Origin of the sequence: Planobispora longispora, assembly GCF_016863135.1 — a bacterium.
Lineage (GTDB): Bacteria > Actinomycetota > Actinomycetes > Streptosporangiales > Streptosporangiaceae > Planobispora > Planobispora longispora.
The window spans coordinates 48,829-74,288 of sequence record NZ_BOOH01000018.1; the positions used below are offsets into that span (position 1 = coordinate 48,829).

Here is a 25,460-nt window from a genome sequence, read left to right on the forward strand (position 1 = left end):
TGAGTCTTCCAAAGGATGATCCGGTGGTCGGAAATCACTGAACTGGGCACCGCGCGGGCGGGAACCGGGCGCCGGGCGGGAACCGGGCGCCGGACGGGCGCCGCGCGGGAAGCGGGCGGGCCCGCCGTCAGAGGCCGGGGAGGCCGGGGAGGCCGGATTCGCGCCGCGCGAGGTCCGGCGGGACGCCCGGGCCGGTCCGGCCGTCGTGCATCCGGGCGTACCAGCCGCTGGAGGGCAGCCGGTGCCTCGGCCAGGAGGCCAGGTCGGGGGCGTTCCTGTCCGCGTCGCCCCGGTAGACGACGATGACCGAGTAGCCGCTCGCCGCCCTGGCGGGCACGTGCGCCGGGGTGGCGGGCAGCGGCCGGCCGCCGGACGTGCCGGCCGCCTCGCACCCCAGGTGGTGGCCGATCTGCGGGGCGTGCCAGCCGTACACCAGGCAGGGGCGGCGGTAGCCGATCTCCTTGACGTCGGCCGCCACGGCCACGTCCCGGGCGCGTCCGGGCGCGAGCCGCCCGACGTTGTCGATCAGGTAGCCGGCCTGCGGGAACAGGTGCCCGGCCGCGAGCAGGGCGCAGAACGCCAGTGCGCACCCGGCCCGGGCCCGGCGCCGCAGGGCGGCGGCCAGCAGGACGACGCCCTCCGCCGCGGCGATCGCCAGGAGCCCGTAGGTGGGCAGCAGGTAACGCGGGTGCGGCAGGAGCGGGTGGTACAGGTAGGCGCCGGCGGCGCACGCCGCGACGGCCGCGGAGGCGGTGGCCGCCAGCCGGAGTCCCCGCCTCCACAGCAGCGCCGAGCCAGCCGCCGCGAGCAGCAGGAACCCCGCCGCCCAGGCGGCCGCCCCGGCGGTGACGGGGCCGCAGCCGTCCAGCGTCGAGCAGACCACCGGCCCGTCCAGCGCCCGCAGGTAGTGCCCGGCGAGCCACCGGTAGGGCCCGAAGTACTCGGTCGCCAGCTCCATGCGCTCGGCGGCGCCTCCGTACCGGCGGACCGCGTCCACGATCCACAGGCCCCACGCGACCGCCAGCCCCGCGCCCAGGGCGGCGATCACCGCGAGGGAGTCGCGCCGGGCCGCCGCGCGCGGGGTGAGGACGACCGCGGCCGCCAGGGCCAGGACGATGACCGTCGTGTCGGTGGGGCGGAACAGCGCGACGAGGACCACGAGACCGGCCGTCGCGGCGAGGAGCCCCCGGCCGCGGGAGGCGGCCGGGGCGGCCGCCCGCACGACCAGGCCGGTGAGCGCGACGGCCCCGAGCGCCGTGAAGATGTTCGGCATGGCCTCGCCGCCGTAGAGCACCGCCGGCCAGCAGGCGGCGAAGATCGCCGCGGCCAGCGGGACGGTGCGCCCCGGCCGCACCGGGAGCCAGATCCGGAAGGCGCCGAACAGCAGCAGCGCCGACAGGACCATCAGATACGCGCGCAGGACCGCGATCGAGTCCGTGAACATGACCACGGGGGCGACCACGAGCGGCGTTCCCCAGCCGCGGGAGGCGTGGAACGCGATGGGCGCCCCGTTCCCGGAGAACTGGCTGATGTACACCGCCTCGTCCCATTCGATCCCGAACGCCGTCGTGACCAGGGAGAACTGGGCCACGGCGTAGCACAGGGAGACGACCGCCAGCAGGAAGACCGGGGTGGTCCACGGGGTACGGCCCGGCGCGCGGGTGGTCACCGGGCGGCCGCCTTCAGCGGGCGCCACCAGTCCTCGTGCTCCCGGTACCACGCCACGGTCTCGGCCAGCCCTTCGCCGAAGTCCACCCGGGGTTCGTAGCCGATCGCCCGGATCTTGCCGCTGTCCACGGAGTAGCGCAGGTCGTGGCCCAGCCGGTCGGGGACGCGCACGACCATGTCCCATCCCGCGCCGAAGGCGGCCAGCAGCCGCTCCGTGAGCTCCAGGTTGGTCAGCTCGACGCCTCCGCCGATGTTGTAGATCTCACCGGGGGACCCCTTCTCCAGCACGAGCTGGATGCCCCGGCAGTGGTCGTCGACGTGCAGCCATTCGCGGACGTTCCGCCCGACGCCGTAGAGGGGGACCCGCCGCCCGTCGATCAGGTTGGTGACGAACAGCGGGATGACCTTCTCGGGATACTGGTGCGGGCCGTAGTTGTTGGAACAGCGGGTGACGCGGACGTCGAGGCCGTGGGTCCTGGCGTACGCGCGGCAGAACAGGTCGCCGGAGGCCTTGGCCGCCGAGTAGGGCGAGTTCGGCAGCAGGGGCCGCGACTCGGACCAGGAGCCCTCCGCGATGGAGCCGTACACCTCGTCGGTGGAGATCTGCACGAACGTGCCGACCCCGCCCTCCAGCGCCGCCTGCAGCAGCCGCTGGGTGCCCAGGACGTTGGTCGTGGTGAAGTCGCCCGCGTCGGCGATGGACCGGTCGACGTGGGACTCCGCCGCGAAGTTCACGATCACGTCGTGACCGGGGACGACCTCGGCGAGCAGGTGCTCGTCGGCGATGTCCCCGCGGACGAAGCGGTAGTTGCGGTGATCGGCCACGGGGGCGAGGTTGGCGAGGTTCCCGGCGTAGGTGAGCTTGTCGAGGACCGTCACCCGGGCGTCCTCGAACCCCGGGTAGGCGCCCCGCAGCAGGGATCGCGTGTAGTGGGAGCCGATGAACCCGGCTCCGCCGGTGATGAGGATTCTCATGCGCGCACCTGGATTCTGCTGTGGTCGCCCACCATGAGGCCGTACGTGTTGGGGGTGCCCTCCGCTCGGCTCACCTCGACGTTGCGGCCGATGAGGGAGTGGGCCAGCCGGGAGACCCCGTGGATGGAGGAGTCGTCGAGCACGATCGAGTACTCGACCTCGGTGTCCTGCACGACGCAGCGCGGCCCGATCGTGGTGAAGGGCCCGACGTAGGAGGACTGGATCTTCGCGTCGGCTCCCACCACGATGGGTCCGCGCAGGACGGAGTTCTCCACGACGGCTCCGGGCTCGATGACGACCCTGCCGGTGATCTCGCTCAGCCCGTCGACCGTGCCCCGGTTGTCGGGCTCGACGGTCTCCAGGATCATGCGGTTGCACTCCAGCAGATCCTGCAGCCGGCCGGTGTCCTTCCAGTACCCCGTCACCAGGTGCGAGTGGACGGCGCGGCCGTTGTCGATCAGCCACTGGATCGCGTCGGTGATCTCCAGCTCGCCGCGGGCGGACGGGGTGATCGCCCGGACCGCCTCGTGGATGGCGGGAGAGAAGGAGTAGACCCCGACGACGGCCATGTCGCTGCGCGGGAAGGCCGGCTTCTCCTGGAGTCCGATGATCTCCCCGGCGGGGCCGAGCTCGGCGACCCCGTAGAACTGGGGTTCGCTGACCCTGGTCAGCAGGACCTGGGCGTCGTAGCCGCCCCGGCGGAACGCGCCGACGAGGTCGGAGATCCCGCCGACCAGGAAGTTGTCGCCGAGGTACATGACGAACGGCTCGTCGCCGAGGAACTCCTGGGCGATCAGGACGCAGTGCGCGAGCCCGAGCGGGGCCTCCTGCGGAATGTAGGTGACCTCGAGGCCGAAGCGGGAGCCGTCTCCCACGGCCTCGCGCACCTCGGCGCCGGTGTCGCCGGTGATGATGCCGACTTCGGTGATCCCGGCGTCGCGTATCGCCTCGAGCCCGTAGTAGAGCACCGGTTTGTTGGCGACGGGGACCAGTTGCTTGGCGGACGTGTGGGTCAACGGCCGCAATCTCGTGCCTTTGCCGCCCGCCAGGACGAGTGCTTTCAAGCTCGGTCCCCTCTGCTCAGTTACGCGGTCGCGTTGGGACCGCCCGACCGTTCAGATTCTGAGCGGGAGGCAAGCGACGGGCCCGCGTGTTTGCGGATCGCCCACCGGCGCATTACCAACACTAGACGCTGGCGCGGTTCCGGAACGTCCACGACCTGTTGATCGCGTAACTCAGGAAGGCGCCGCCCGCCATGATGCAGAACTGCGCGAATACCACCGGGATGTCGAAAATTCCCACCAGAAGCGGCAAACCGACCATGGATGCCGCGAGAAAGCCCAGGCAGACCACGTAGAACCGCGCGTAGCCCTCGATCCACGACCCGCAGGTGACGCGGAAAACCGCCAGGCGGTACCACGGATAGACAATCAGCACCGTGGCGAAATGGCAGGTCGCGACCACGAGAAGATACGGGACCGAATCTTCAAGGATTGGCAATGCGAGGGCAAGGAGACCCAAATAGACCAGGGCTGTAAGGCCCCCTCCTATCAAGTATGTGATGCGCTGGTCATGAAGGACCGATACCGGCGTGCGCCTCCGGATACCCGAGTCGCCCCGAGAAGCGGTCCGCACCTCTACTTCGGTCATTCTGGTGACACCTCCAGCAGAGATCTAAATGGTCGTCGAGTGGAGTCTGCAGGATCGTACATGGATCCCGGAGATTCAAAACCAATAAGCGGGAGAATAGAGTGTCGATTTCAGTGGTCATCCCGTGCTACCGCTCGGGGAGAACCCTTCCGGCCCTGACGGCCAGGCTCGTCTCGGTGCTGCGCGACATGTCCGTCCCGCACGAGGTGATCCTCGTGGTCGACGGAAGCCCCGACGACACCTGGGAGGTCGCGGCCGCGCTGGCCCGCCAGGTCGGCGCGGTCCGCGCGATCCGCCTCTCCCGCAACTACGGCCAGCACAACGCCCTGGTCGCCGGCATCAGGGAGGCGCGGTTCGACGTGGTCGTCACCATGGACGACGACCTGCAGCACCCTCCGGAGCAGATCCCGCTCCTGCTGAGCGCGCTCGAAGGCGACCGCCTGGACCTGGTGTACGGCCTCCCGCACGAGGAGGAGCACGGGTTCGTCCGGAGCCTGGCCTCCCGGACGGTGAAAACCGGGATGTCCTGCGTGCTGGGCATCCGCAACGCGCAGAAGATCAGCGCGTTCCGCGCGTTCCGGACCTGCCTGCGCGACGGGTTCCGGGAGCTCTCCGGCCCGCACGCCTCCGTCGACGTCGCCCTCTCATGGAGCACCACGAAGGTCGGCGCGGTCAGGGTGCACATGAACGAACGCGAGCACGGAGGGTCCAACTACACCCTCCGCACGCTGGTGCGGCACACGGCGAACATGCTCCTGGGCTACAGCACCGCCCCGCTGCGGATCGCGAGCTACCTCGGGTTCGTCACCGGCGCCATCGGCCTGGTCCTGGGGGGCGTGGTCCTGTGGCGCTTCGCCACGGGCGACACGACCGTGGCCGGGTTCACCACGGTCGCGTCGATGGTCGCGATCTTCTCCTCCGCCCAGCTGATCTCCATCGGCGTCCTCGGCGAGTACATCGGCCGCATCCACGGCGGAGGACTGGGGCGGCCGACCTACGTGGTCCGCGAGCGCACCGAACTGTCCGCCCCGGTCAGTCTTCCCGCCCCGCAGAGCGCCGACGATCTTCTGTACACATCAGTCGGTTCCGGACCGCATGAACAGTGACCACCGCGTGGGAGGGCTGGAAGCCGTAACGCGTCCACGCCCTCTGCACGCGCGTGTTGTGCTCCTGGGTGGAGATGACCACCTCCGCCGAGCCCCGGCCGAGCGCCCGCTCCTCCACCGCGCCCAGCAGGTGCGTGTACAGGCCGCGGCCCTGTGCGGCCGGGACGACGCCGGCGAGCAGGATCTCCGTCCGGTCCCCGTCGTCCACCGTGGCCAGCCCGAGGAGCTCCGCGCCGGCCCCCGGTGACCCCGGCCCCCACAGGCCCAGGCACCGCCCCTCGGCGGCGGTGGCGGCCGCCCACTCCCGGTAGCCCTCCAGGGCGCTCATCCGGTCGAAGAGCGGGTTGGCCGCGTAGTGGTTCCCGTAGTCCGCGAAGATCTCCGCGACCAGCGCGGACGCCGCCGCGGGGTCCCTCAGCTCCCCCGTGCGGTACCCGTCGGCCGGTCCGGGCCGGCGGCCCCGGCCCGCGGGCAGGCGCCAGTACATCAGGGAGCCCGCGAACAACGGGGTCCGGTCCTCGAACGACAGCCGCGCGAACCAGTCGACGCACTCGGCCGGGTATCTCACGATGACGACGTCGGCGGCCGAGGCGAGGACGGCCTCCCGGACCTCCCGGACCTCCGGGAGCGGCCCGTCCTGCCCGACCGTCAGCCGTTCCACGGAGAGGCCGAACTTCGCCGACTCCAGCGGGGACCCCTCGGCCCGCGCCGGGGCGGGCGTCAGGGCGGGCGTCCCCATCAGGCCACCTCGTAGGACAGGACGGCGTCGACCACGCGGGACACGTCCGTCTCGTCGAGGTCCGCGAAGAGCGGCAGGCGCACCAGCCGGTCCGCGACCCGCTCCGTGACCGGGCACCCGCCCGACGCCGGGCGGCCGTACCGCTCCCCGGCGGGCGAGGCGTGCAGCGGCTGGTAGTGGAAGGCCGCCTGCACGCCCCGCTCCGCGAGATGGGCGATCAGGGCCTGCCGGTTCTCCAGATCGGGCAGGAGCAGGTAGTAGAGGTGGGCGGGATGGACCCGGTCCCCGGGCACGACGGGCTGCGCGACCTCGTTGTCGGCCGCCCAGTCCGCCAGTTCCGCGTGGTAGGCGTGCCAGACGGCCTGGCGGCGGGACTGGATCCCGTCGAAGGACTCCAGCTGCGCGGTCAGCTGCGCGGCGAGGACGTCGGAGGGCAGATAGCTCGATCCGATGTCGACCCACCGGTACTTGTCGACCTGTCCCCGGAAGAACTGGCTCCGGTTGGTGCCCTTCTCGCGGATCACCTCGGCGCGGGCGACGAGGGCGGCGTCGTTCAGCAGCAGCGCGCCGCCCTCGCCGCACTGCACGTTCTTCGTCACGTGGAAGCTCTGCGTCGCCATGCTCCCGAAGGAGCCCAGCGGCCGGTCCCGGTAGGAGCCGCCCAGCCCGTGGGCGTTGTCCTCGACGAGGGCGAGCCCGTGCCGCCGCGCGATCGCGCCGATCTCGTCCATCTGGCAGGCGACGCCCGCGTAGTGGACGACCACGATCGCCCTGGTCCGCGGGGTGATCTCGGCCTCGATCAGCCTCTCGTCGATGTTGAGGGTGTCGGGCCTGCAGTCCGCGAACACCGGCACCGCGCCGCGCAGGGCGAAGGCGTTCGCCGTCGAGACGAAGGTGAACGAGGGCATGATCACCTCATCCCCGGGCCGGAGGTCGAGGAGGAGGGCCGCCATCTCCAGGGCGTGCGTGCACGACGTGGTCAGCAGCGCCTTCTCCGCGCCGACCATGTTCTCCAGGAGCGTGTTGCTCCTGCCGGTGAACGGGCCGTCCCCCGCCGTGGAGCCCCGCCGAACGGCCTCGGCCACATACTCGAGTTCGTTCTGCGAAACATGGGGACGATTGAATGGAATCGTCGCCAGTTTGTTCTCAGTCATATGCGGATTGAACTGCGGGGGCACCGCCCCCGCAGGTTCGATCCGCTTTTCTTTGTCCTATCATTACGCGCGCCGCCGGCACGCTCCGCGATTCACGTGATCGGCTCTCCGCGTTCCATCACCTCGTAGACGGAATAGCCCTGCGATCCGAACCTGAACTTCGCGTGACGCCACATCTCGGAAACCCGCCGCATCCGGCTCTCGTCGACGATCAGCCATTTCACCCCGTAACGGTCCCGCAGCCGCCCCACGGTGGCCTGCGACGGCGCGTAGAAGGCGTTCCGGTTGGCGGTGAAACGCTTCCTGTCCCAGAACTCGAACTTGAACGAATCCCCCGGCTTCCAGTTCCTCAGGTTCTTCGGGGTGTAGGCCCACCCCTCCAGGAGCACGCGCCGCTCGCCGAACGCCGCCACCCAGAACCGGGAGATCTCGCACCGGTCCTGCGAACCCCACTTGCAGTGCATGTTCGTGGCGACCAGGTCGTCCGGGCGGGAGTTCGCGCGCACCCACCGCATGACGTCCAGCGCGCCCTGCGGGACCGCCAGGGTGCTCTTGATCCTGACCTCCTGGTAGACCAGGCGGTCACGGACGTTCCCGGGCAGGCTGAGCGCGGTGAACACGACGATCATGACGGCGCCGGCGCGGAGAACCCCCATCCTGAGCATCAGGACGATCCCCGCCGGCACGGCGACGGCCGTCAGGACGAAGTACGGCCAGTACAGCACGGAGGGGTCCGTGCCGGGCGGCAGCGGGATCGCGACGCCGCACAGCAGCGGCAGGAGGAAGGCCGCGAGCACCCCGCAGCCCGCCGCGGCCACGACGGTCCCGCGCGACAGGCGGGCGTGCCGTACGACGACCATGAGCCCGTAGACCGCGAGGATCGCCAGGTACGGCAGGGCCCCCATGAGGAAGAAGAGCTGGCTCAGCCCGGGATGGCCGAAGGTGAGCGCCGCGCCGAGCCCGCCGGCGCCGATGCCCGCCAGCAGGAGCACCCCGGGGCTCAGGAGCAGCCGGCGGCGGCTCAGCAGCCCGAGGACCCCCGACCACGCCAGTGCCCAGCACAGCAGGTACAGCCCGGCCAGGCCGAGCATGGAGGACTGCTCGACCTCGGTCTTGAGCCCGGTCAGTTTCGTCCAGGCGATGCGCATGAGGTTGAAGGGGTCGACCGCCATGCCCAGCTTCGCCCCGCTGAACAGCACCAGCTGGGAGAAGAGGAAGCAGGCCCCGGTCAGCCCGAGCGCCAGCAGCGCGGGCCGGACCGGCGCGATCCCCCGGCCGCGGAGCGCCTGCCCGACGACCGCCGCGATCAGCCCCAGGCCGACCATGGGCATGTAGACCGCCTTGGCGCCCATGACCGCGACCAGGAAGACCCCGAGCAGGATCCACTGGCCGAGCCCGTTCCGCCGGCGGTCGAGCAGGTCGAGCAGGACGATCACCACCGGCGCGAACATCAGCGCGCCGAACGTCTGGGTGGGACTGCCCCAGGTGACGTCCTGGACTCCCCCGTAGGTGAACGCCCAGTTCTCGCCCTGGTACAGGTTGGGGGCCTTCAGCAGGATCATGGCCGCGACGCCCAGCGCCCCGCCGGCCCAGGAGCCGGTGACCCGCTTGCCGGTCACCCCCACCAGGACCAGCAGCGCGATCAGCATCGGCGTCATCGCCAGGCGGAACAGCAGCAGGTACGGCTCGATGCCGGTCACCCAGCTCGACGCCGCCAGATGCGCGTAGACGAACCAGTGGTAGAGCAGCGGCTCGCCCGACACCATGGGCACCGTGGGCGGCATGTGGTGCTTGAGCTCCCCGGTCAGCGCCACGTGGTACAGCATGTCGACCGCGGACGCCCAGCGGGCCGGCTGGGTGACGTCGTACTGCTGGAAGAAGGTCGCCATGGTCCAGGCGATCAGGTAGACCGCGACGAGCACGACGGTCCACGACCACCACACCGGCGCCTTCGGCCGGGAGGCCGCCCCCCGCCAGTGCCTCCGGAGCCCCGGCACCGCGCAGAACAGGGCGTACACCACGACCGGCCAGGCCACCACCAGCAGCGGCGCCCCCACCGCACGGGCGCCGATGTAGACGGCCACCTCGACCGCGTACCCCAGCGCCACGCCGAGGGCGATCTCCTCGGGCAGGGACATCCCGCCGCCCCGTACCGCCCGGATGACGAGCGTTCCCGGGAGCGCCACTCCCAGGACCAGATAGGCGGTGAAGACGGCGATGTCGAGCAGGGGAACCTGGTAGAGAGCCAGCGCGGTGACGGCGAAAGCGGTCAGGGAGGCCGCCGGGAGCCAGCGCCACATCCGCATCCAGCGGCTTTCCGCCTGCGACTCGGAACCCTCTCCGAATGGTTCATTCCTGTTCGTCCCGGAATATCCCGCGGATTCGGCCGAATCCGCTGGTCCGCCGGCGGGGGATGCTGTTCTCATGGCGGCAAGCATGGCGGCGGAGAAAACGCGGGTCAGCCGGATGGAAACCTTTGGATCCGGGTTTGCCGTCCCTTTATTCAGTCAACCGAGTAAAGGGCGTAGTGGCCCGTTCCGAACCGGAATCGCGCGGAGCCGTCCATGCTCGTTCCCTGCGGCATGCGGCGCTCGTCGACGAAGAGCCAGCGCACGCCGTAGCGCTCCCCCAGACGCCGGACCGCGGCGGACGAGGGCGTGGCGAAGGCCGCCATGTTCGCGGCGAACCGCTCCCGGTCCCAGAACTCGTGCCTGTTCGACTCCCCCGAACGCCACTGCTTCAGGTTCGCCTCCGTGTACGCCCACCCCTCGAGCAGGACGCGTCGTTCGGTGAACGCGGACACCCAGAAACGCTTGTGGTCGCACGGCGCCGGGAGCCGCCACTGGCAGTGGACGTTCGTGGCGACCAGGTCCCCCGGCCGGGAACGGGCGCGCAACCACCTCAGCACGGTCAGCGCGTCCGGCGGCATGACCTGGGCGCTCGCCGGCTTGGGCCCCTGGTGGAGGCCGCCCTTCTCCACGCGCTCCGCCAGCAGGGTGAGGCGCTCGTGCAGGTTGCCGGGCACGCTCAGCGCCATCAGCGCGACGACCGCGAGGGCGCAGGCGCGGCGGACGCCCGCCGTCGCCGCCAGGACGGCGACCGCCAGCGCGGCGCCGGCCAGCAGGACGGCGTACGGCTGGAACAGCACGGCGACCGGCCGCCCCGGATCCACCGGGACCGTGACGCCGCCGAGCGCGGGGATCGCGAAGGCGGCCGCCGTCCCGGCGGCGACCGCGAGCGCCACCGCCACGGCCGGCGCCCTGGTCTCCCGCAGGAGGATCAGGAGCCCGTAGACCGCCAGGATCCCCAGGTACGGCAGGGCCCCCATGAGGAAGAAGAGCTGGCTCAGCCCGGGATGATCGAACGCGAGCGCGACCCCGAGCCCGCCGGCGCCGATGCCCGCCAGCAGGAGCACCCCGGGCTGCAGGACCACCCCTCTCCGGCTCAGCAGTCCGAAGGCGCCCGACCAGCCGATGGCCCAGCACAGCAGGTACAGCACCGCGAGGGCGAGCACCGGCCCCGAGGAGGGCACGGCGAAGCTGGCCGGGTCGACCAGCTTCGCCCAGGCCCAGCGCATCAGGGAGAGGGGGGCGAAGTCCATGCCGAGCCGGGCGCCGCCGAAGAGCACGACGTGCGAGAAGGCGAAGCACACCGCCGTCATCGCGAGCGCGGCCGGAGCCGGCCAGGTCACCCGGCGCCTCCTGACCGCCTCGACCGCGATCGCCGCCACCAGACCGGCGGCGAGCAGGGGCAGGTAGATGGCCTTGGCGCCCATGACCGCGACCAGGAAGACCCCGAGCAGGATCCACCGGCCGGGCCCGTGCCGCCGGCGGTCGAGCAGGTCGAGCAGGAGGAGCACCACCGGCGCGAACAGCAGCGTCCCGAACGTCTGGGTGGGGCTGGTCCAGGCGGTGTCCTGGAGCCCGCCGTAGGTGAAGACCCAGTTCGGGCCCTGGTAGAGGTTCGGCGGCTTGAGGAAGAGCATGGCCGCGACGGACAGCGCTCCGCCTGCCCAGGAGCCGGTGACCCGCTTGCCGGTCACCCCCACCAGGACCAGCAGCCCGGCCAGCATCGGCAGGGTGCCCAGACGCAGCAGCAGCACCATCGGCTCGATGCCGGTCACCCAGCTCGACGCCGCCAGATGCGCGTAGACGAACCAGTGGTAGAGCAGCGGCTCGCCCGACACCATGGGCACCGTGGGCGGCATGTGGTGCTTGAGCTCCCCGGTCAGCGCCAGGTGGTACAGCATGTCGGAGGCGCCCGCCCAGATCCCCGGCCGGGTGATGTCGTACGACCGGAAGAACGTCAGCGCTCCCAGGACGAGGAGGTAGGCGAAGACCGCCACGACGGTCCACGACCACCACACCGGCGCCTTCGGCCGGGAGGCCGCCCCCCGCCAGTGTCTCCGGAGCCCCGGCACCGCGCAGAACAGGGCGTACACCACGACCGGCCAGGCCACCACCAGCAGCGGCGCCCCCACCGCACGGGCGCCGATGTAGACGACCACCTCGACCGCGTACCCCAGCGCCACGCCGAGGGCGATCTCCTCGGGCAGGGATCTCCGTCCGTCGTGCAGCGCGCGCAGGACGAGCACGCCCGGAAGCGTCAGTCCCAGCAGGAGGTAGCCCGCGAACCATGCCGTGTCCGTGACGGAGACGCCGTAGAGGCGCAGCACGACCCCGGTGAGGACGAGGGCGGAGGCCGCCGGGAGCCACCTCGCCGCCGGCCGGCCGCGGGACTCCCGGCCGGCCGGGGAGGCGTCCCCGCCGGGCCCCTCGCCGTACGGGATCCCGTCCTGCGGATCTCCCGTCCTCCGGGCGGGGCTGGAGGCTGGGCCGTCGATGGGCAGGGCTGTGTCCATGCGGGCCAGTTTGGTGAGACGGCCGCCGGGGCCACGGCGGGCATGTTCACGCTTGCCCCGCCCTTTGCCGGTTCCTTGCCGTTCCTGAACGCCGGCTCAAGGAAACCTGGGCGTCCGTTGTCAGATGCACTGATTCCGCCCCTAGGGACAAACGACCCTTTAGGATACTTTTTTTGTCCCAACAGCCTCACCAGCATCGCGCGGAGCCCTCCTCATGAAGTTCCCCATCCGAACCGTCCTCGCCGGAGGCTGCGCGCTCAGCCTGCTGACGGCGGCATCCGCCGCATGGGGTGCCGAGCGCTCCGCCCCCGCCGGCGCCGCCAAGCCGTCGGCCACCCCGACGGCCACCGCGAAGCCCAAGCCCAAGCCCAAGCCGGTGGACTGCGCGAAGGTGAAGTGCATCGCGCTGACCTTCGACGACGGTCCCGGCAAGTACGCCGACAAGCTGCTCGACACGCTCAAGAAGCACGGCGCCAAGGCCACGTTCTTCCTCGAGGGCCAGTACGTGAAGTCGCGTCCCGCCTTCGCCAAGCGGATGGTCGCCGAGGGCCACGACATCGGCAACCACAGCTACACCCACCCGAAGTTCACCGAGATCCCCCTGGAGAACATCCGGGAGGAGCTCAAGAAGACCCAGGACATCGTCAAGAAGGTCACCGGCAAGTACCCGACGATGATCCGCCCGCCGTACGGCCTGCTGGACGACGACACCAAGACCGCCGCGACCGAGATGAAGATGCCGATCGTCCTGTGGAACGGCGGCTCCCGCGACTGGGCGACCAAGAACGAGAAGGCCATCTACGACGAGGTCCTCAAGAACGCCAAGCGCGACGGCGTCATCCTCATGCACGACTGGGTCACGCAGACCGTCCTGGTGATGCCGAAGCTGCTGACCGAGCTGAAGAAGCGGGGCTACCACGTCGTCGCCGTCTCCTCGCTGCCGGGCGCGAAGAGCCTGAAGCCCGCCGACGTCTACCCGGCGGGCGCCGCCGAGGACAAGGACCTCTCGTCCGACTCCCCCACCGGGGACGCGGACACGCCGGTGGAGGCGCCCGCCGACGGCACCTGAGTCAGCCGCCGCCCCAGGCGCTGCATCGGCAGCTCGACGTAGCGGTAGGTGAGCGTGCTCAGCCCGAACACCACGCCGACGTAGAGCCCGATGAGCAGCGCCTGGGATGCCAGCGGATAGTCCTTCGGATCCCCGAAGACCGCGGTGAGCAGCAGCAGCAGCGGATGGTGCAGCAGGTACACCGAGTAGCTGATCAGGCCGAGCCAGACCAGGACGCGGGGGAAGCGCAGGCGGCGCAGGAGCATCGCCAGCGCGAAGACGCCCCCCGACAGCAGGACCGTGGGAATCCAGAACGACGACATCCACGGCGCGGACGGGATCACCGTGTGCGCCTGGCACATGATGGCCCCCACGGCGAGGGCGCACCACAGCCCGGAGGTCTGCCCGCGCTCCCAGCGGTAGATCGCGCTTCCGGCGAACATGATGGCCAGGATCATCAGCCCTCGCGGCGGGGCGGGGGCGCCCATCGTGAGCAGGCCCAGGGCCAGCACGCCCAGGATCAGCGCCCCCGCCACGCGCAGGCGCCCCCACAGCACGAGCGTCAGCCCGGCCGCGGCCACCGCCAGGGCCGCCAGCGGGGTCCGGTCCCCCAGCACCCCGTGCAGCAGTGACACCTCCTGCAGCACCACCGCGCCCAGCCCCGCCGGGAGCAGGACGAAGGCGAGCCCGAACCCGACCGCGAGCAGACCGCTCCTGCGGTGCAGCCCGAGCACGAACAGGGCGGTCACCAGCAGGTAGAACGCCATCTCGTAGGAGAGCGTCCACATGGGGGGCACGATCCGCGGCGAGTCGTCCACCACGGACATCAGCATGGTGAGGTGGGCCAGCGGGTCGACGCCCTCGACGATCGGCACGACCGGCGCCATCACCAGGACGAGCGCGATGGTCAGCAGGTAGATCGGGTAGAGCCGGAAGCTCCTGCCGATCCAGAAGGACCGCACGCATCCCCGGCGCTCCAGCGAGGCGGGGATGATGTAGCCGCTCACCAGGAAGAACACGATGACCCCGGAGGTTCCCAGGTTGAACCAGCGGGGCAGCAGGTCGGCCACGAGCGCGGGGAGCGTGTGCGAGACCAGCACGGCGAGGGCGGCGATCCCGCGCAGCACGTCCAACCAGGCCATCCGCGATTCGCCGCGGTGTTCTCCGGCCGATCGCTGCGGGAGGGGCGGGGTCTCGGGTGGGAGCATGGGGCCACGCTATTGACGGGCGAAGATCGGCACGGATCCGATGACCGGAGCTATACCGATCCTTTGACCTGGGGAGCCTCGCGTCCTTCGACCGGGGGAGCCTCGCGCGCCAGCCAACGGCCCAGCCGCTGCATCGGCAGCTCGACGTAGCGGTACGTCAGGACGCACACGCCGAGCAGCGCCGCGAGATAGAGGGCCGCCAGCAGTGCCGGCAGCGGCCCCGGCAGGAGCCTCGGCGCGCCGAGGACCTCGACGAACAACAGAAGCAGCGGATAGTGCAGCAGGTACACCGAGTAGCTGATCATTCCGAACCCGCTGAGGAGACGGGGGACGCGCCGGTGCCTGAGCGCCATGCCCACCGCGAAGACGGCCGCCGCGACGAGCACGGCGGGGATCCACTTCGCCGGCCGCGTGGACCCGGAGGCGGGGAAGCACACCATGGGGGCGGCGCACAGGATGATCACCACGATGAGGACGCACCACATCGCGGAGGCTCGGCCCTGCTCCCAGCGGCGGATCGCGGTCCCGGCGAACATCACCGCCAGGATGGCCGGCCCCAGCCACGGGTCCACCGGCCCCAGGGCGACGAGGACGACCGCCGTCGCGCCCAGCACGAGCGCGCCCGCCGTACGGAGACGTCCCCCCAGCACGCACGCCAGCCCGATCACGACGGCGACCAGGGAGACGAGCGGGGCCGAGTCGGGCAGCAGGCCGTTGGGCAGGGTCACCCCGACACCGAGCGAGAGGACCATGAACCCGACCGCGAACGGGCCGCTGCCGCGGTGCGCGCCGGTCACGAACAGGGCGGTCACCAGCAGATAGAAGATCATCTCGTAGGAGAGCGTCCACATCGGATCCACGATCCTGGCCGATCCGACGGTGGTCATCAGCATGGTGATGTGGGCGATCGGGTCGGCGCCGCGGTTGACCGGAACGATCGGCGCCATGGCCAGGGCGACGACGATCGCCAGGAGGTACAGCGGGTAGAGCCGGAAGAGCCTGCCGATCCAGAAGGACCGCACGCACCCCCGGCGCTCCAGCGAGGCGGGGATGATGTAACCGCTCACCAGGAAGAATATGAGAACCCCGCACACGCCCAGGCCGATCCAGGACGGGCTCAGCGCGGGGGCGAACCACGGGAGCGTGTGCGAGACCAGCACCATGCCGGCGGCGACGCCGCGCAGCGCGTCCAGCCAGGCCAGTCGCGCGCCGTCCCCCCTCCGGTCCTCCCGGGGGTCCCCTCGGCCGGGTGACGTCCCCGCCCCGTCTCGCGGAAGGGGGACCTCGGGGGTTCCGATCTCGGTGGTGGGCATCGCCTCACGCTAGTGAGCGCGGGCGCCCGGGGTCCGGCCCGATGACCAGCGCTATGCCGGTTCTTTAACCGGGGCCGCCCGGCGGGCCAGCCTCCTGCCCAGGCGCTGCATCGGCAGCTCGACGTAGCGGTAGGTGAGCCAGCTCAGCCCCAGCACCGCCGCGACGAACCCCGCCACCAGCCCGGCCTGCGCCACCGCCCCCATGGTCCGCGCGTCCCCCAGTACGGCGTGCGTCAGCCGCAGCAGCGGGTGGTGCAGCAGGTAGACCGAGTAGCTGATCAGCCCCAGCCAGACCAGGAACCGGGGGAAGCGGCGCCGGCGCAGGGCCATCGCGGCGGCGAAGGTCGCCCCGGCCAGGACCATCGTGGTGATCCACACATCGGGCTGGACCCACCACCAGCTCGCCTGGATCGACCAGACCGGGGCCAGCGCCACGAGCACGGCCGCGGCGGCCACCGGCCGGAGGGTGCCCGTGCCCTGCTCCCAGCGGCGGATCGCGGTCCCGGTGAACATCACCGCGAGGATCGCCGCCCCGAACCACGGCACGAAGCTGCCGAAGATCAGCAGCACCACCGCCATCGCCCCCAGCACGCAGGCGGCGGCCGTGCGGAACCGTCCGCCGAGCAGGCAGGCCATGCCGGCGGCGAACACGGCGCCCGACACGTAGGCGGGCCGGAATCCCGTCAGCACGGGCGCGGCGAGCACCAGCCCGGCCCCGACCGCCACGACCCCGAACCCGACGGCGAAGGTCCCGCTGCGCAGGTGCAGGCCGCGGACGAACAGCGCGGTGACCAGCAGGTAGAAGACCATCTCGTAGGAGAGCGTCCACATGGTGTCGGCCAGGCCGCCCAGGTGGACCACGTCCAGCAGCATCGTCAGGTGCGCGGAGACCGAGGCGAGGTCCCGCGGCACGTGCTCGCGGACCGGGAGCCAGACGGCCATCACCAGGACCGCGGCCGCGACCAGCAGGTAGATCGGGTAGAGGCGGAAGATCCGGCTGATCCAGAAGGCCCGGACGTCCCCTCTCCCCTCCAGCGAGACCGGGATGATGTACCCGCTGACCAGGAAGAACACCAGAACGCCGTACATGCCGAGGTTGAACCAGTACGGTCTCAACTGCGGCATGAACCACGGGAGCGCGTGCTCCAGCAGGACCGCGACCGCGCCGAGCCCGCGCAGGGCGTCCAGCCAGGCCAGCCGGGTGGCGTCCGCCGTGCGGACGGAGGGGGCGGCGGCGAGGGTCGTTGACACCCGGCCTAACTTACCCGCCTACACCCCACGAAACCGGATGAACAGCCGTCTCCGGATGAATACCGACCGAACCTCTATGGCTGCGGCGCGGCCCCGTCTCACTCCCACTCGATGGTGCCCGGGGGCTTGCTCGTCACGTCGAGCACCACGCGGTTGATCTCGCGGACCTCGTTGGTGATCCGGGTGGAGATGCGGGCCAGCACGTCGTACGGCACGCGCGACCAGTCGGCCGTCATGGCGTCCTCGCTGGAGACCGGGCGCAGGACCACGGGGTGGCCGTAGGTGCGGCCGTCGCCCTGCACTCCCACCGAGCGGACGTCGGCCAGCAGCACGACCGGGCACTGCCAGATCTCCCGGTCGAGACCGGCCCGGGAGAGCTCCTCGCGGGCGATGGCGTCGGCCTCGCGCAGGATGTCCAGGCGCTCGCGGTTGACGGCGCCGACGATGCGGATGCCGAGGCCGGGGCCGGGGAACGGCTGGCGCCAGACCATGGCGGCCGGCAGGCCGAGCTCCTCGCCCGCGCGGCGGACCTCGTCCTTGAACAGCGCGCGCAACGGCTCGACCAGCTGGAACCGCAGGTCCTCGGGGAGGCCGCCGACGTTGTGGTGGGACTTGATGTTGGCGGTGCCGGTGCCGCCGCCGGACTCGACCACGTCGGGGTAGAGCGTGCCCTGCACCAGGAAGTCGACCGGGCCGTCGGCCATGATGGCGCGCTGCTCGTCCTCGAAGACCCGGATGAACTCGCGGCCGATGATCTTGCGCTTCTCCTCGGGGTCGGTCACCCCGTCCAGCGCCTTGAGGAAGCGCTCCTGGGCGTCCACCACGCGGAGCTTGACGCCGGTGGCCTCCACGAAGTCGCGCTCGACCTGCTCGGCCTCACCCTTGCGCAGCAGGCCGTGGTCGACGAAAACGCAGGTCAGGCGGTCGCCGATGGCGCGCTGCACGATGGCCGCGGCGACCGCGGAGTCCACGCCGCCGGACAGGGCGCAGATGGCGCGGCCCTCCGGGCCGACCTGGGCGCGGACCTTGTCCACGGCCTCCTCGACGATGTTGAGCATCGTCCAGGAGGGGCGGCAACCCGCGGCGTCGAGGAAGTGCTTGAGCACGGTCTGGCCGTGCTCGGAGTGGAGGACCTCGGGGTGGAACTGCACGCCGTACAGGCCCTTGAGGGGGTGCTCGAAGGCGGCGACGGGGGTCTCGGCGGTGAAGGCGGTGACGTCGAAGCCCTCGGGGGCGGCGGCGACGCTGTCGCCGTGCGACATCCAGACCGACTGCCGGGCGGGGAGCCCGGCGAAGAGCACGCCCTCGCGGGACACCTCCAGGCGCGTCCCGCCGTACTCGGCCACGCCGGTCTTGGCCACCCGGCCGCCGAGCGCCTGGGCCATGGCCTGGAAGCCGTAGCAGATGCCGAAGGTCGGCACGCCGGTCTCGAACAGGCCGTCGGGAACGGCCGGGGCGCCCTCGGCGTAGACGGAGGAGGGGCCGCCGGACAGGATGATGGCCTTGGGCTTCTTGGCCAGCATCTCCGCCACCGGCATCGTCGAGGGGACGATCTCGGAGTAGACGTGGCACTCACGCACCCGTCGCGCGATCAGCTGCGCGTACTGCGCGCCGAAGTCGACGACCAGGACAGTGTCGAACGACGGGTCGAACTCTGACACCAAGACCCCCAAAGGAAACACAGCGGTGCAGCCAGTCTATCGGCGGCCCCGCGAGCGGTTACGCGCGGATGGACGCACACGGCCTCCGGATGCGCGGACGGACACGCGCGGTCTCTGAACGCGCGGTCTCTGAACGCGCGGTCCTCCGGATCTCTACCTAGCGCTAGGTTGGCAGAGCGGGTTACCGTGAGGGACACCCACGCCGAGGAGGTCATCATGCCCGCGACCGGGATCATCGTCACCGGCGGAGCCTCCGGGATCGGCCGGGCCTGCGCGCTGGCGCTCGCCCGCGCCGGGCGGCCGGTCGCGATCTGGGACCGCGACGAGGCGGGCGCCAAGGAGACGGCCTCCGCCGCCGCGGCGGACGGCGTGCCCGCCCTCGGTGTGGCGATCGACGTCACCGACTCCTCGGCCTTCCCCGCCGCGGTCGCCGCCACCCGTGAGGCCCTCGGCTCGATCGGCGGCCTGGTCCACGCGGCCGGCGCCGCCGGCCCCGCCGCGATCGCCGACCTCGACGAGGCCGCCTGGGACCGGGTCCTCAACGTCAACCTGCGCGCCCAGCCCCTGCTGACCCGGGCGATCCTGGACGACCTGCGGCAGCACGAAGGGTCCGCGATCGTGGGCATCGCCTCGATCGAGGGCCTGGTCGGCCAGGCCTTCGTCCCGGCCTACTGCTCCTCCAAGGCGGGCCTGCTCGGCCTGACCCGGTCCATGGCCCACGAGCTGGCCCCGATCCGGGTGAACGCCGTCTGCCCCGGCTACATCGACACCCCGATGCTGACCGACGCCACCGGCGGCGACCCGGGCTTCATGGAGGCGTTCCGGAAGAAGGCGATCTCGGGCCGCCTCGGCCGTCCCGAGGAGGTCGCGGCGGCGGTGCGCTTCCTGATGGGCGACGAGGCGTCCTTCATCACCGGCGCCCACCTGGTGGTGGACGGCGGCGCGACGGCCGTCGACCGCTGAGCCCCGCCTGCGCTTCCCCACGACGGCCGTCGATCGCCGCCCCCTGCCCGCGTTTCCCCGCGACGGCCGTCGACCGCTGACCCCCGCCCGCGGGCCCGGCCTGACGGAAAGCCCTCCCGTTCCGTCCGAGCGTCGTTACAGTGAGTGACGGCCTCCACGGGGGAGGGAACGGAGGACGACCATGGCCATCGCGGTAGCGGGCTGCCGGCGCGAACTGCCCCCGGAGTTCCCTCTGGACCATGCGGAGAACTCCGGGAACATGATCCACGCCAACGCGCCCTTCGAGATGTTCGACGACTGCGTGTTCCGCCTCGACCGCCAGTGGAGGACGCTGACCGGCGCGGCCACGTTCGCCGAGTTCGTCAACCGGCACTGCACCCACCTGGTGTTCACCATGGCGAACACGCTCAAGATCGGCTCCGACGACCCCGCCCCCTTCATCCGGCTGCAGAGTCTCCTCGACCAGATCGACAAGCCCGTCGTCATCTTCGGCCTCGGCGTCCAGTCCGACACCGACGATCTGACCGGCGCGACGCTGCCCGCCGAAGCGATCAGCGTGATGCGGCGCCTGCAGGACCGGTGCGCGGTCATCGGGGTCCGGGGCCGTACGACCCAGCGGGTCCTCGAACAGGTCTGCGGGGTGACCAACGTCAAGGTCGTCGGCTGCCCCTCCCTGTTCTCCCGCCCGGCGCACCTGGCCCGGCTCCGCGAGAGCCTCAAAGAGGGCCACGGCCGGCCGGCGTTCTGCGGCACCAAGCTCCACCAGCCGCTGGAGACCCGGATGCTCCGCAACGCCATCCGGCACGACGCGTTCCTGGTCGAGCCCTCGAACCGGCGCAACCACCAGTTCTACGTCGACGTCAGCAGCGGCCGGCACCGGCCCAGGCTCCCCCGCTTCCTCAGAGACGACGGGGAACACGGGCCGAAGCTCGCCCGCGACCGGATCGAGGACTACTACCAGCGCAGATACCGGCTCTTCCGCGACACCAAGTCGTGGTACCGGTTCAACGAGGAGTCCGTGTCGTTCACCTACGGCACCCGCTTCCACGTCAACATGGCCTCGATCCTCAGCGGCAAGCCGGCCCTGTGGCTGACCCACGACGCCAGGACGCGTGAGCTCACGGACTTCCTGCACCTGCCCGCCGTGCCGCTCGCGGATGTCGCGGACATGGACGTCCACGACATCCGGTCGCTGATCGACTACGACGACTTCTTCGACCACGTCGGCGGGCTGTTCGACAACTTCAACGAGTACCTGGCCGTCAACGGGCTGCCCGCCGTCGAGCGCCCCGCGATGTGACCGTCAGAGGATCCGCGGCAGCAGGCCCAGGGGCGGGGAGCCGAGGTCCAGCATCGCGGTGTGGAAGCGCTTGAGGGTGAAATCCGCGCCCCACCCCGCCCTGGCCCGCTCGCGCAGGTCCATGATCTCCAGCTTGCCCCAGGTGTAGCGGCCGTAGGTCGGGTCGAAGGTGGCCCGGCGGGCCTCCGAGAGGGCGGCGGGGCCGGCGTTGTGGGTGTCGGCCTCGAAGCGGCGGGCGGCCTCCCCGACCGTCATGGCGCCGGTGTGCACGCCGATCGCGCAGGCCATCCGGGTCACCCGGATCAGCGCCTCCAGCCAGACGCCGATCTCGAAGCGCGGGTCGTCGGGGGCGAAGCCCTCCTCGACGCAGAGCTCCTCGGCGTAGTGCGCCCAGCCCTCGGCGAACGACATGGACATCAGCGTCCGGCGCACGTCGGAGGGCGCGTGGCGCAGGGCCCGGCCGTGGGAGAAGTGCCCCGGGGCGACCTCGTGCACGTTGATCGCCGGAAGCGTGGTCGCGCTGAAGACCTCCAGCCACTCCTCGATCTCGTTCTCCGGCCACGAGGGGTCGGGCGGGGTGATGTGGTACCACGACGGGGCCTCCGGCTCGCCCGGGGCGGCCCAGCTCATCATCGCCATCGCCCACCGACGCGACTCGGGCGCGACGCCGACCAGGCACTCGCCGTCGTGGTACGGGACCAGGTCCTTCTCCCGGGTGAAGGCGATCGCCCGCTCGGTGCCGGCGCGGGCGGCGTCGAGCACGCCGTCGATGCCCGGATGGTCGCTGACCAGCTCGCGGCAGACGTCCAGCGGAGGCCGGCCGCCGTGCCCCAGCTTCGCGCACGACTCCGCCAGCCGTTCCATCAGCCGGTCGCGCTCGGCGTCGGCCCGCTCGGCGAGCCGTCCCAGATCCACCGGGAGACCCTCGTCCGCGCTCATCAACCGGGCCAGGCCGTCCGCGCCGAGGGACGCGTCCGGGTCGCCGGAGCGGGCGGCCTCCTCGACGTGCTCGACCAGGCGGGCGTGGGCCTTCAGCGCCGCCTCCCGCACCTGCCCGCCGGCGTCCTGCGGCACCCCGGCGCCCAGGCCGCGCACGGCTCCCAGCAGCGCCTCCGCGACCGGCGCGCTGAGCCGGTCGAGCGCGGCGATCGCGTTGTCCACCGCCTCGGGCCAGCGGGCCAGGTGGGCCAGCCGGGCGGCGGCCCGCTCGGGCTCCGGGGCGTACTCGCGGTCGTAACAGGCCAGGTCGAGGTTGTCCAGATGAGCCATCGGGCTGCGCCGGTGCAGTTCCAGCTCGCCGTACCGGACGCGGGCGGCCTCCTCGAAGACCTCCAGGTGGGCGGCGTCGCAGGGGTCCTCCGGCAGCGGCCCGCGGCCCAGCGCGGCCAGCCCGGCGCGCACGCCCTCGGGGGAGAGGTCCTGGATCATCCCGTCGTATTCGTGCCGTCCGGCCATCTCCCGGGAGCCCGCGACGGCCAGGTCGCACACCGCCCGCAGGCGTGAGTCGAGTTCGGTCATGGGGCGACGCTAGTCCAGGGGAAACCCCGTGTCAGGGGTGTCCCCGGCCGGACGCCCGGCGGAAAATGTCGGTGGGCCGTGACACTCTGCCCGCCATGGCGCAACCTCTCAAAGAGATGATCAGCACCGGTTCCGTGAACCTGCTCGCCGACGGCGTCGCCGCGGCCTGGGCGCCGTTCCCCCGCGACCGGTTCGTCTCGGAGGCGACCGCCGGACTGACCGGCCTGGAGCTGAAAGACCGCGTCCGGCACGTCGCCCGGGCGCTCGACGCCGCGCTGACGCTGCCGTTCCCGCACGCCGCCGCCGTCCTGCGGGACGGCGCGGCCCTGGTCCGGCTGGACATGTGGAGCGGCTGGCCCGCCACCGAGTACGTCTCCGCGCGCGGCCTCGACCATCTCGACGACGCCATGGCCACGCTCGGCACGCTCACGCCGTACGCCACCGGGGAGTTCGCCGTCCGCCCCTACCTGGAGCGCTACCGCGACGACGCCATGAAGATCATGTACGGCTGGGCGGAGTCCCCCGACGAGCACCTGCGGCGGCTGGCCTCGGAGGGGTCCCGGCCCCGGCTGCCCTGGGGGTCGCGGGTGCGGTGGCTGATGGAGCCCGGACCGGCGCTGCCGATCCTCGACCGGCTGCGCGACGATCCCAGCGAATACGTCCGGCGCTCGGTGGCCAACCACGTCAACGACATCGCCAAGGACCACCCCGGCGTCGCGGTCGAGCTGCTCGGCCGCTGGCGCGCGGAGGGCGGCTCCCACGTCGAGAAGGTCCTGCGCCACGCCGTGCGCGGGCTGCTGCGCGCCGGGCATCCCGGCGGCCTGGAGCTGGTGGGCGCCGCCCCGGGCGGCGGGTCGGTCGAGACGCTGGCGCTCGACGGCGACCGGGTCGCGGTGGGCGACCGCCTGCGGTTCACGGTCACGGTCCGGGCCGACTCCCCCGGCCCGCTCGTGCTCAAGTACGCGGTCCGGCGCGACGGCTCGCGGCGCGTCTTCCACCTCGGCGAGCGCCTGGCCGACTCCCCCGGCCAGGCCGTCACGGTGACGAAGTCCCACTCGTTCCGGCCGGTCACCACCAGGGTCGAGCCGCCCGGCCCGCGCGTCCTGGAGATCGTCGTCAACGGCACGGTCCGGGCGAGCGCCCCCTTCGTCCTCACCGAGGCATGACGGACGGGCATGATCCTCCGCCGGGGCGCTGCCACGACGTCTGCGCCGACCCGACGTCCTCTCCGCTCAGGACGACTCCCCACCCCGACGACCTGACGGCCCCTCCGCTCAGGACGACTCCCTGACGACCAGGGTCGCCGTCCAGGGGTCGATCCGGTACGGCGTCCCCTGGCCCTCCGCGATGAGCTCCTCCAACCGCTGGACCAGCGTGGACGGCATCGCGGAGAGGTCGAGCCTGACCGTGGTCAGCCTCGGGCGCAGCAGCGCGGCCAGCGGCAGGTCGTCGCAGCCGACGACCCGCACGTCGCCGGGGACCGTCAGCCCCGCGTCGCCCAGCACCGCCATCAGCAGCATGGCGTACTCGTCGTTGTAGGCGAACACCCCGTCCACCGCCCGCCACAGGTCGGCCAGGGCCGCGGCGCTCTCCTCCCGGAAGGGGAGGTCGACCCTGGTCAGCGGGACCCCCCGGGCCCGTGCGACCCGCTGGACCCCGGCCAGCCTGCGCTCCCCCATCTCGCGCAGGCCGACCTCCGTCGGGACGATCGCGGCGAGCGTGCGGCAGCCGCGGTCGATCAGGTGCCCGGCCGCCAGGACCCCGATCCCCTCATGGTCGAGCGCGACGCTCGGGACCACGGGCGAGGGCTGGTTTCCGAGCGCGATGACCGCCTTGACCCCCGCCGATCTCAGCACCTCCAGGGCCTGCCGGCTGAGCTTGCCCGCCCCGGCCAGCACCGCGACCGGCCGCAGCTCGGCCCAGGCCCGGGCGGCCGGCACGCCCCGCAGGCGGCGGGCGCCGTACTGGACCAGGGTGTAGCCGCGCCGCGAGAGCTCCCGGTCGAGCTCCTCCAGCATGCCGACGGCCAGCGGGCCGTACGGGATGTCCTCCATGGAGATCAGGACGAGTCCGCTCCGGCCGGTGCGCAGCGTCCGCGCCCCGGCGTGCGGCACGTACCCGAGCCGGTCCGCGGCCTCGCGCACGCGCGCCCGCGTCTCGTCGCTGATCCTCATGCCCGGCCGGTCGTTGAGGACGTAGGAGACCGTCGCCTGGGAGACCCCGGCCAGCCGGGCGACGTCGAGACTCGTGGGGGGCTTGGCGTTCATCGACACCATCCCACCACAGCGCCGCCCCGTCGGGGCGACCGGTCACCCGGCGGCGGCCAGGCGGCGCCGGAGCTCCTCCTCCGAGACGTCTTCCAGGTGGGTCAGGAACACCCACACGTGCCCCGAGGGGTCCCTGAGAATGAGAGTGCGGTCACCGTGGAACATGTCCTTCGGCGGCTGGAGGATCTCGGCGCCCGCGGCCTCCGCGCGCTCCGCCAGGCTGTCGACGTCCGGCACGAAGACGTGCAGCGCGACGGACGTGCCTCCGCCGAGCGAGGCGGGCGCGGCGAAGGGGGCGGCCCCCGCCTCGTCCCCGCCGGCGTCGCCCAGCATCAGGACCGAGTGCCCGACGGTGATCTCGGCGTGCAGGATCCCGCCGCCCGGGGCGTCGATCCTGAAGTCCTCGCGGGCGCCGAACGCCCGCCGGTAGAAATCGATCGCCGCGGCGGCGTCGTCGACCATGATGTGCGGGATCACGGCGTGGCGGTAGCGGTCGGGGATCTCGGTGTGCGCTGCGCGCTCGGTCATGGCGGACCTCCTTGGAAAAGCACCGCCGGCCGGTTCCCGCGGTTCCGGAACGAACCTAAGAACTCAAGCTTGGTTGAGGTCAACCGCCGACACGACCCCGCCCCGCCGCAGACCGGCCACCGCCCCACCACAGGCCGATCACCACGCGAGGCCGATCACCACGCGAGGCCGATCGCCACGCGAGGCCGATCGCCACGCGAGGCCGATCACCACGCGAGGCCGATCACCACGCGAGGCCGATCACCACGCG

General features: G+C 71.8%; 20 protein-coding genes. 5 read left to right on the top strand and 15 right to left on the bottom strand.

Going from position 1 to position 25,460, the window contains the following annotated elements:
• Positions 1–127 precede the first annotated feature (127 nt).
• The 4 genes from Plo01_RS10865 to Plo01_RS10880 form a co-directional block, all read right to left on the bottom strand.
• Positions 128–1,696, bottom strand: coding sequence for a hypothetical protein (locus tag Plo01_RS10865; protein WP_203890419.1), 1,569 nt, complete (start codon positions 1,694–1,696; stop codon positions 128–130).
• Positions 1,666–2,643, bottom strand: a complete 978-nt coding sequence (rfbB, locus tag Plo01_RS10870) for a dTDP-glucose 4,6-dehydratase (RefSeq protein WP_203890420.1) — start codon at positions 2,641–2,643, stop codon at positions 1,666–1,668. Before rfbB ends, Plo01_RS10865 begins: the two co-directional genes overlap by 31 nt.
• Complete coding sequence (locus Plo01_RS10875; RefSeq protein ID WP_203890421.1) at positions 2,640–3,707, bottom strand: glucose-1-phosphate thymidylyltransferase; 1,068 nt, start codon at positions 3,705–3,707, stop codon at positions 2,640–2,642. The genes rfbB and Plo01_RS10875 overlap by 4 nt, the downstream gene beginning before the upstream one ends.
• Positions 3,708–3,828: 121 nt before the next feature.
• Complete coding sequence (locus Plo01_RS10880; protein WP_203890422.1) at positions 3,829–4,293, bottom strand: GtrA family protein; 465 nt, start codon at positions 4,291–4,293, stop codon at positions 3,829–3,831.
• 101 nt (positions 4,294–4,394) lie between these two features.
• On the opposite strand from Plo01_RS10880, the gene Plo01_RS10885 reads away from it, so the two are divergent.
• Positions 4,395–5,399 (top strand): glycosyltransferase family 2 protein, encoded by a 1,005-nt coding sequence (locus Plo01_RS10885; RefSeq protein WP_203890423.1) that lies wholly within the window; start codon positions 4,395–4,397, stop codon positions 5,397–5,399.
• Here Plo01_RS10885 and Plo01_RS10890 read toward each other — a convergent pair.
• The 4 genes from Plo01_RS10890 to Plo01_RS10905 form a co-directional block, all read right to left on the bottom strand.
• Positions 5,326–6,138: a GNAT family N-acetyltransferase gene (locus Plo01_RS10890; RefSeq protein ID WP_203890424.1), complete on the bottom strand. Its 813-nt coding sequence runs from the start codon at positions 6,136–6,138 to the stop codon at positions 5,326–5,328. The two genes, Plo01_RS10885 and Plo01_RS10890, sit on opposite strands and share 74 nt — an antisense overlap.
• Positions 6,138–7,292, bottom strand: a complete 1,155-nt coding sequence (rffA, locus tag Plo01_RS10895) for a dTDP-4-amino-4,6-dideoxygalactose transaminase (protein ID WP_203890425.1) — start codon at positions 7,290–7,292, stop codon at positions 6,138–6,140. Before rffA ends, Plo01_RS10890 begins: the two co-directional genes overlap by 1 nt.
• A gap of 92 nt (positions 7,293–7,384) precedes the next feature.
• The gene (locus Plo01_RS10900) at positions 7,385–9,598 is read right to left on the bottom strand and encodes a hypothetical protein (RefSeq protein ID WP_203890426.1); all 2,214 of its coding nucleotides are present in this window, start codon (positions 9,596–9,598) and stop codon (positions 7,385–7,387) included.
• Between the two features lie 197 nt (positions 9,599–9,795).
• Positions 9,796–12,153: a hypothetical protein gene (locus tag Plo01_RS10905; protein WP_203890427.1), complete on the bottom strand. Its 2,358-nt coding sequence runs from the start codon at positions 12,151–12,153 to the stop codon at positions 9,796–9,798.
• 214 nt (positions 12,154–12,367) lie between these two features.
• On the opposite strand from Plo01_RS10905, the gene Plo01_RS10910 reads away from it, so the two are divergent.
• On the top strand, positions 12,368–13,222 hold the full coding sequence (locus Plo01_RS10910; RefSeq protein WP_203890428.1) for a polysaccharide deacetylase family protein: 855 nt from the start codon (positions 12,368–12,370) through the stop codon (positions 13,220–13,222).
• On the opposite strand, the gene Plo01_RS10915 is transcribed toward Plo01_RS10910, so the two are convergent.
• The 4 genes from Plo01_RS10915 to guaA all read right to left on the bottom strand — a co-directional run bounded on the left by Plo01_RS10915 (position 13,126) and on the right by guaA (position 18,637).
• On the bottom strand, positions 13,126–14,409 hold the full coding sequence (locus Plo01_RS10915; protein ID WP_203890429.1) for an acyltransferase family protein: 1,284 nt from the start codon (positions 14,407–14,409) through the stop codon (positions 13,126–13,128). The two genes, Plo01_RS10910 and Plo01_RS10915, sit on opposite strands and share 97 nt — an antisense overlap.
• 50 nt (positions 14,410–14,459) lie before the next feature.
• Positions 14,460–15,722: an acyltransferase family protein gene (locus Plo01_RS10920; protein ID WP_203890430.1), complete on the bottom strand. Its 1,263-nt coding sequence runs from the start codon at positions 15,720–15,722 to the stop codon at positions 14,460–14,462.
• Between the two features lie 51 nt (positions 15,723–15,773).
• Positions 15,774–16,973 (bottom strand): acyltransferase family protein, encoded by a 1,200-nt coding sequence (locus tag Plo01_RS10925; RefSeq protein WP_203890431.1) that lies wholly within the window; start codon positions 16,971–16,973, stop codon positions 15,774–15,776.
• 98 nt (positions 16,974–17,071) lie between these two features.
• Positions 17,072–18,637 (bottom strand): glutamine-hydrolyzing GMP synthase, encoded by a 1,566-nt coding sequence (guaA, locus tag Plo01_RS10930; RefSeq protein WP_203890432.1) that lies wholly within the window; start codon positions 18,635–18,637, stop codon positions 17,072–17,074.
• 183 nt (positions 18,638–18,820) lie between these two features.
• Between guaA and Plo01_RS10935 the strand changes: the two genes are divergently transcribed.
• Positions 18,821–19,597 carry an SDR family NAD(P)-dependent oxidoreductase gene (locus Plo01_RS10935; RefSeq protein WP_239316144.1) on the top strand — a complete coding sequence of 259 codons (777 nt, stop codon included), beginning with the start codon at positions 18,821–18,823 and terminating at the stop codon, positions 19,595–19,597.
• Positions 19,598–19,778: 181 nt separating this feature from the next.
• Positions 19,779–20,897 carry a polysaccharide pyruvyl transferase family protein gene (locus Plo01_RS10940; protein ID WP_203890433.1) on the top strand — a complete coding sequence of 373 codons (1,119 nt, stop codon included), beginning with the start codon at positions 19,779–19,781 and terminating at the stop codon, positions 20,895–20,897.
• A gap of 3 nt (positions 20,898–20,900) precedes the next feature.
• On the opposite strand, the gene Plo01_RS10945 is transcribed toward Plo01_RS10940, so the two are convergent.
• A complete protein-coding gene (locus tag Plo01_RS10945) occupies positions 20,901–22,415 on the bottom strand; it encodes a DUF885 family protein (protein WP_203890434.1) in 1,515 nt (504 codons plus the stop codon).
• A 95-nt stretch (positions 22,416–22,510) separates the two neighbouring features.
• Here Plo01_RS10945 and Plo01_RS10950 point away from each other — a divergent pair, with 95 nt between their 5' ends.
• Positions 22,511–23,581: a DNA alkylation repair protein gene (locus Plo01_RS10950; RefSeq protein ID WP_203890435.1), complete on the top strand. Its 1,071-nt coding sequence runs from the start codon at positions 22,511–22,513 to the stop codon at positions 23,579–23,581.
• 108 nt (positions 23,582–23,689) lie between these two features.
• Here the strand turns inward: Plo01_RS10950 and Plo01_RS10955 are convergent, their stop codons facing one another.
• A complete protein-coding gene (locus Plo01_RS10955) occupies positions 23,690–24,682 on the bottom strand; it encodes a LacI family DNA-binding transcriptional regulator (RefSeq protein WP_203890436.1) in 993 nt (330 codons plus the stop codon).
• 42 nt (positions 24,683–24,724) lie between these two features.
• On the bottom strand, positions 24,725–25,210 hold the full coding sequence (locus Plo01_RS10960; RefSeq protein ID WP_203890437.1) for a VOC family protein: 486 nt from the start codon (positions 25,208–25,210) through the stop codon (positions 24,725–24,727).
• Positions 25,211–25,460 lie beyond the last annotated feature (250 nt).

What these genes read in the sequence shown, in the direction of transcription:
- Plo01_RS10910 (WP_203890428.1), top strand. Translation starts at nt 12,368, where the DNA reads ATGAAGTTCCCCATCCGAACCGTCCTCGCCGGAGGCTGCGCGCTCAGC.
- Plo01_RS10915 (WP_203890429.1), bottom strand. Translation starts at nt 14,409, where the DNA reads ATGCTCCCACCCGAGACCCCGCCCCTCCCGCAGCGATCGGCCGGAGAA.
- rfbB (WP_203890420.1), bottom strand. Translation starts at nt 2,643, where the DNA reads ATGAGAATCCTCATCACCGGCGGAGCCGGGTTCATCGGCTCCCACTAC.
- Plo01_RS10945 (WP_203890434.1), bottom strand. Translation starts at nt 22,415, where the DNA reads ATGACCGAACTCGACTCACGCCTGCGGGCGGTGTGCGACCTGGCCGTC.
- Plo01_RS10890 (WP_203890424.1), bottom strand. Translation starts at nt 6,138, where the DNA reads ATGGGGACGCCCGCCCTGACGCCCGCCCCGGCGCGGGCCGAGGGGTCC.
- Plo01_RS10905 (WP_203890427.1), bottom strand. Translation starts at nt 12,153, where the DNA reads ATGGACACAGCCCTGCCCATCGACGGCCCAGCCTCCAGCCCCGCCCGG.
- Plo01_RS10955 (WP_203890436.1), bottom strand. Translation starts at nt 24,682, where the DNA reads ATGAACGCCAAGCCCCCCACGAGTCTCGACGTCGCCCGGCTGGCCGGG.
- Plo01_RS10920 (WP_203890430.1), bottom strand. Translation starts at nt 15,722, where the DNA reads ATGCCCACCACCGAGATCGGAACCCCCGAGGTCCCCCTTCCGCGAGAC.
- Plo01_RS10940 (WP_203890433.1), top strand. Translation starts at nt 19,779, where the DNA reads ATGGCCATCGCGGTAGCGGGCTGCCGGCGCGAACTGCCCCCGGAGTTC.
- Plo01_RS10960 (WP_203890437.1), bottom strand. Translation starts at nt 25,210, where the DNA reads ATGACCGAGCGCGCAGCGCACACCGAGATCCCCGACCGCTACCGCCAC.
- Plo01_RS10950 (WP_203890435.1), top strand. Translation starts at nt 22,511, where the DNA reads ATGGCGCAACCTCTCAAAGAGATGATCAGCACCGGTTCCGTGAACCTG.
- Plo01_RS10880 (WP_203890422.1), bottom strand. Translation starts at nt 4,293, where the DNA reads ATGACCGAAGTAGAGGTGCGGACCGCTTCTCGGGGCGACTCGGGTATC.
- rffA (WP_203890425.1), bottom strand. Translation starts at nt 7,292, where the DNA reads ATGACTGAGAACAAACTGGCGACGATTCCATTCAATCGTCCCCATGTT.
- Plo01_RS10900 (WP_203890426.1), bottom strand. Translation starts at nt 9,598, where the DNA reads ATGCGGATGTGGCGCTGGCTCCCGGCGGCCTCCCTGACCGCTTTCGCC.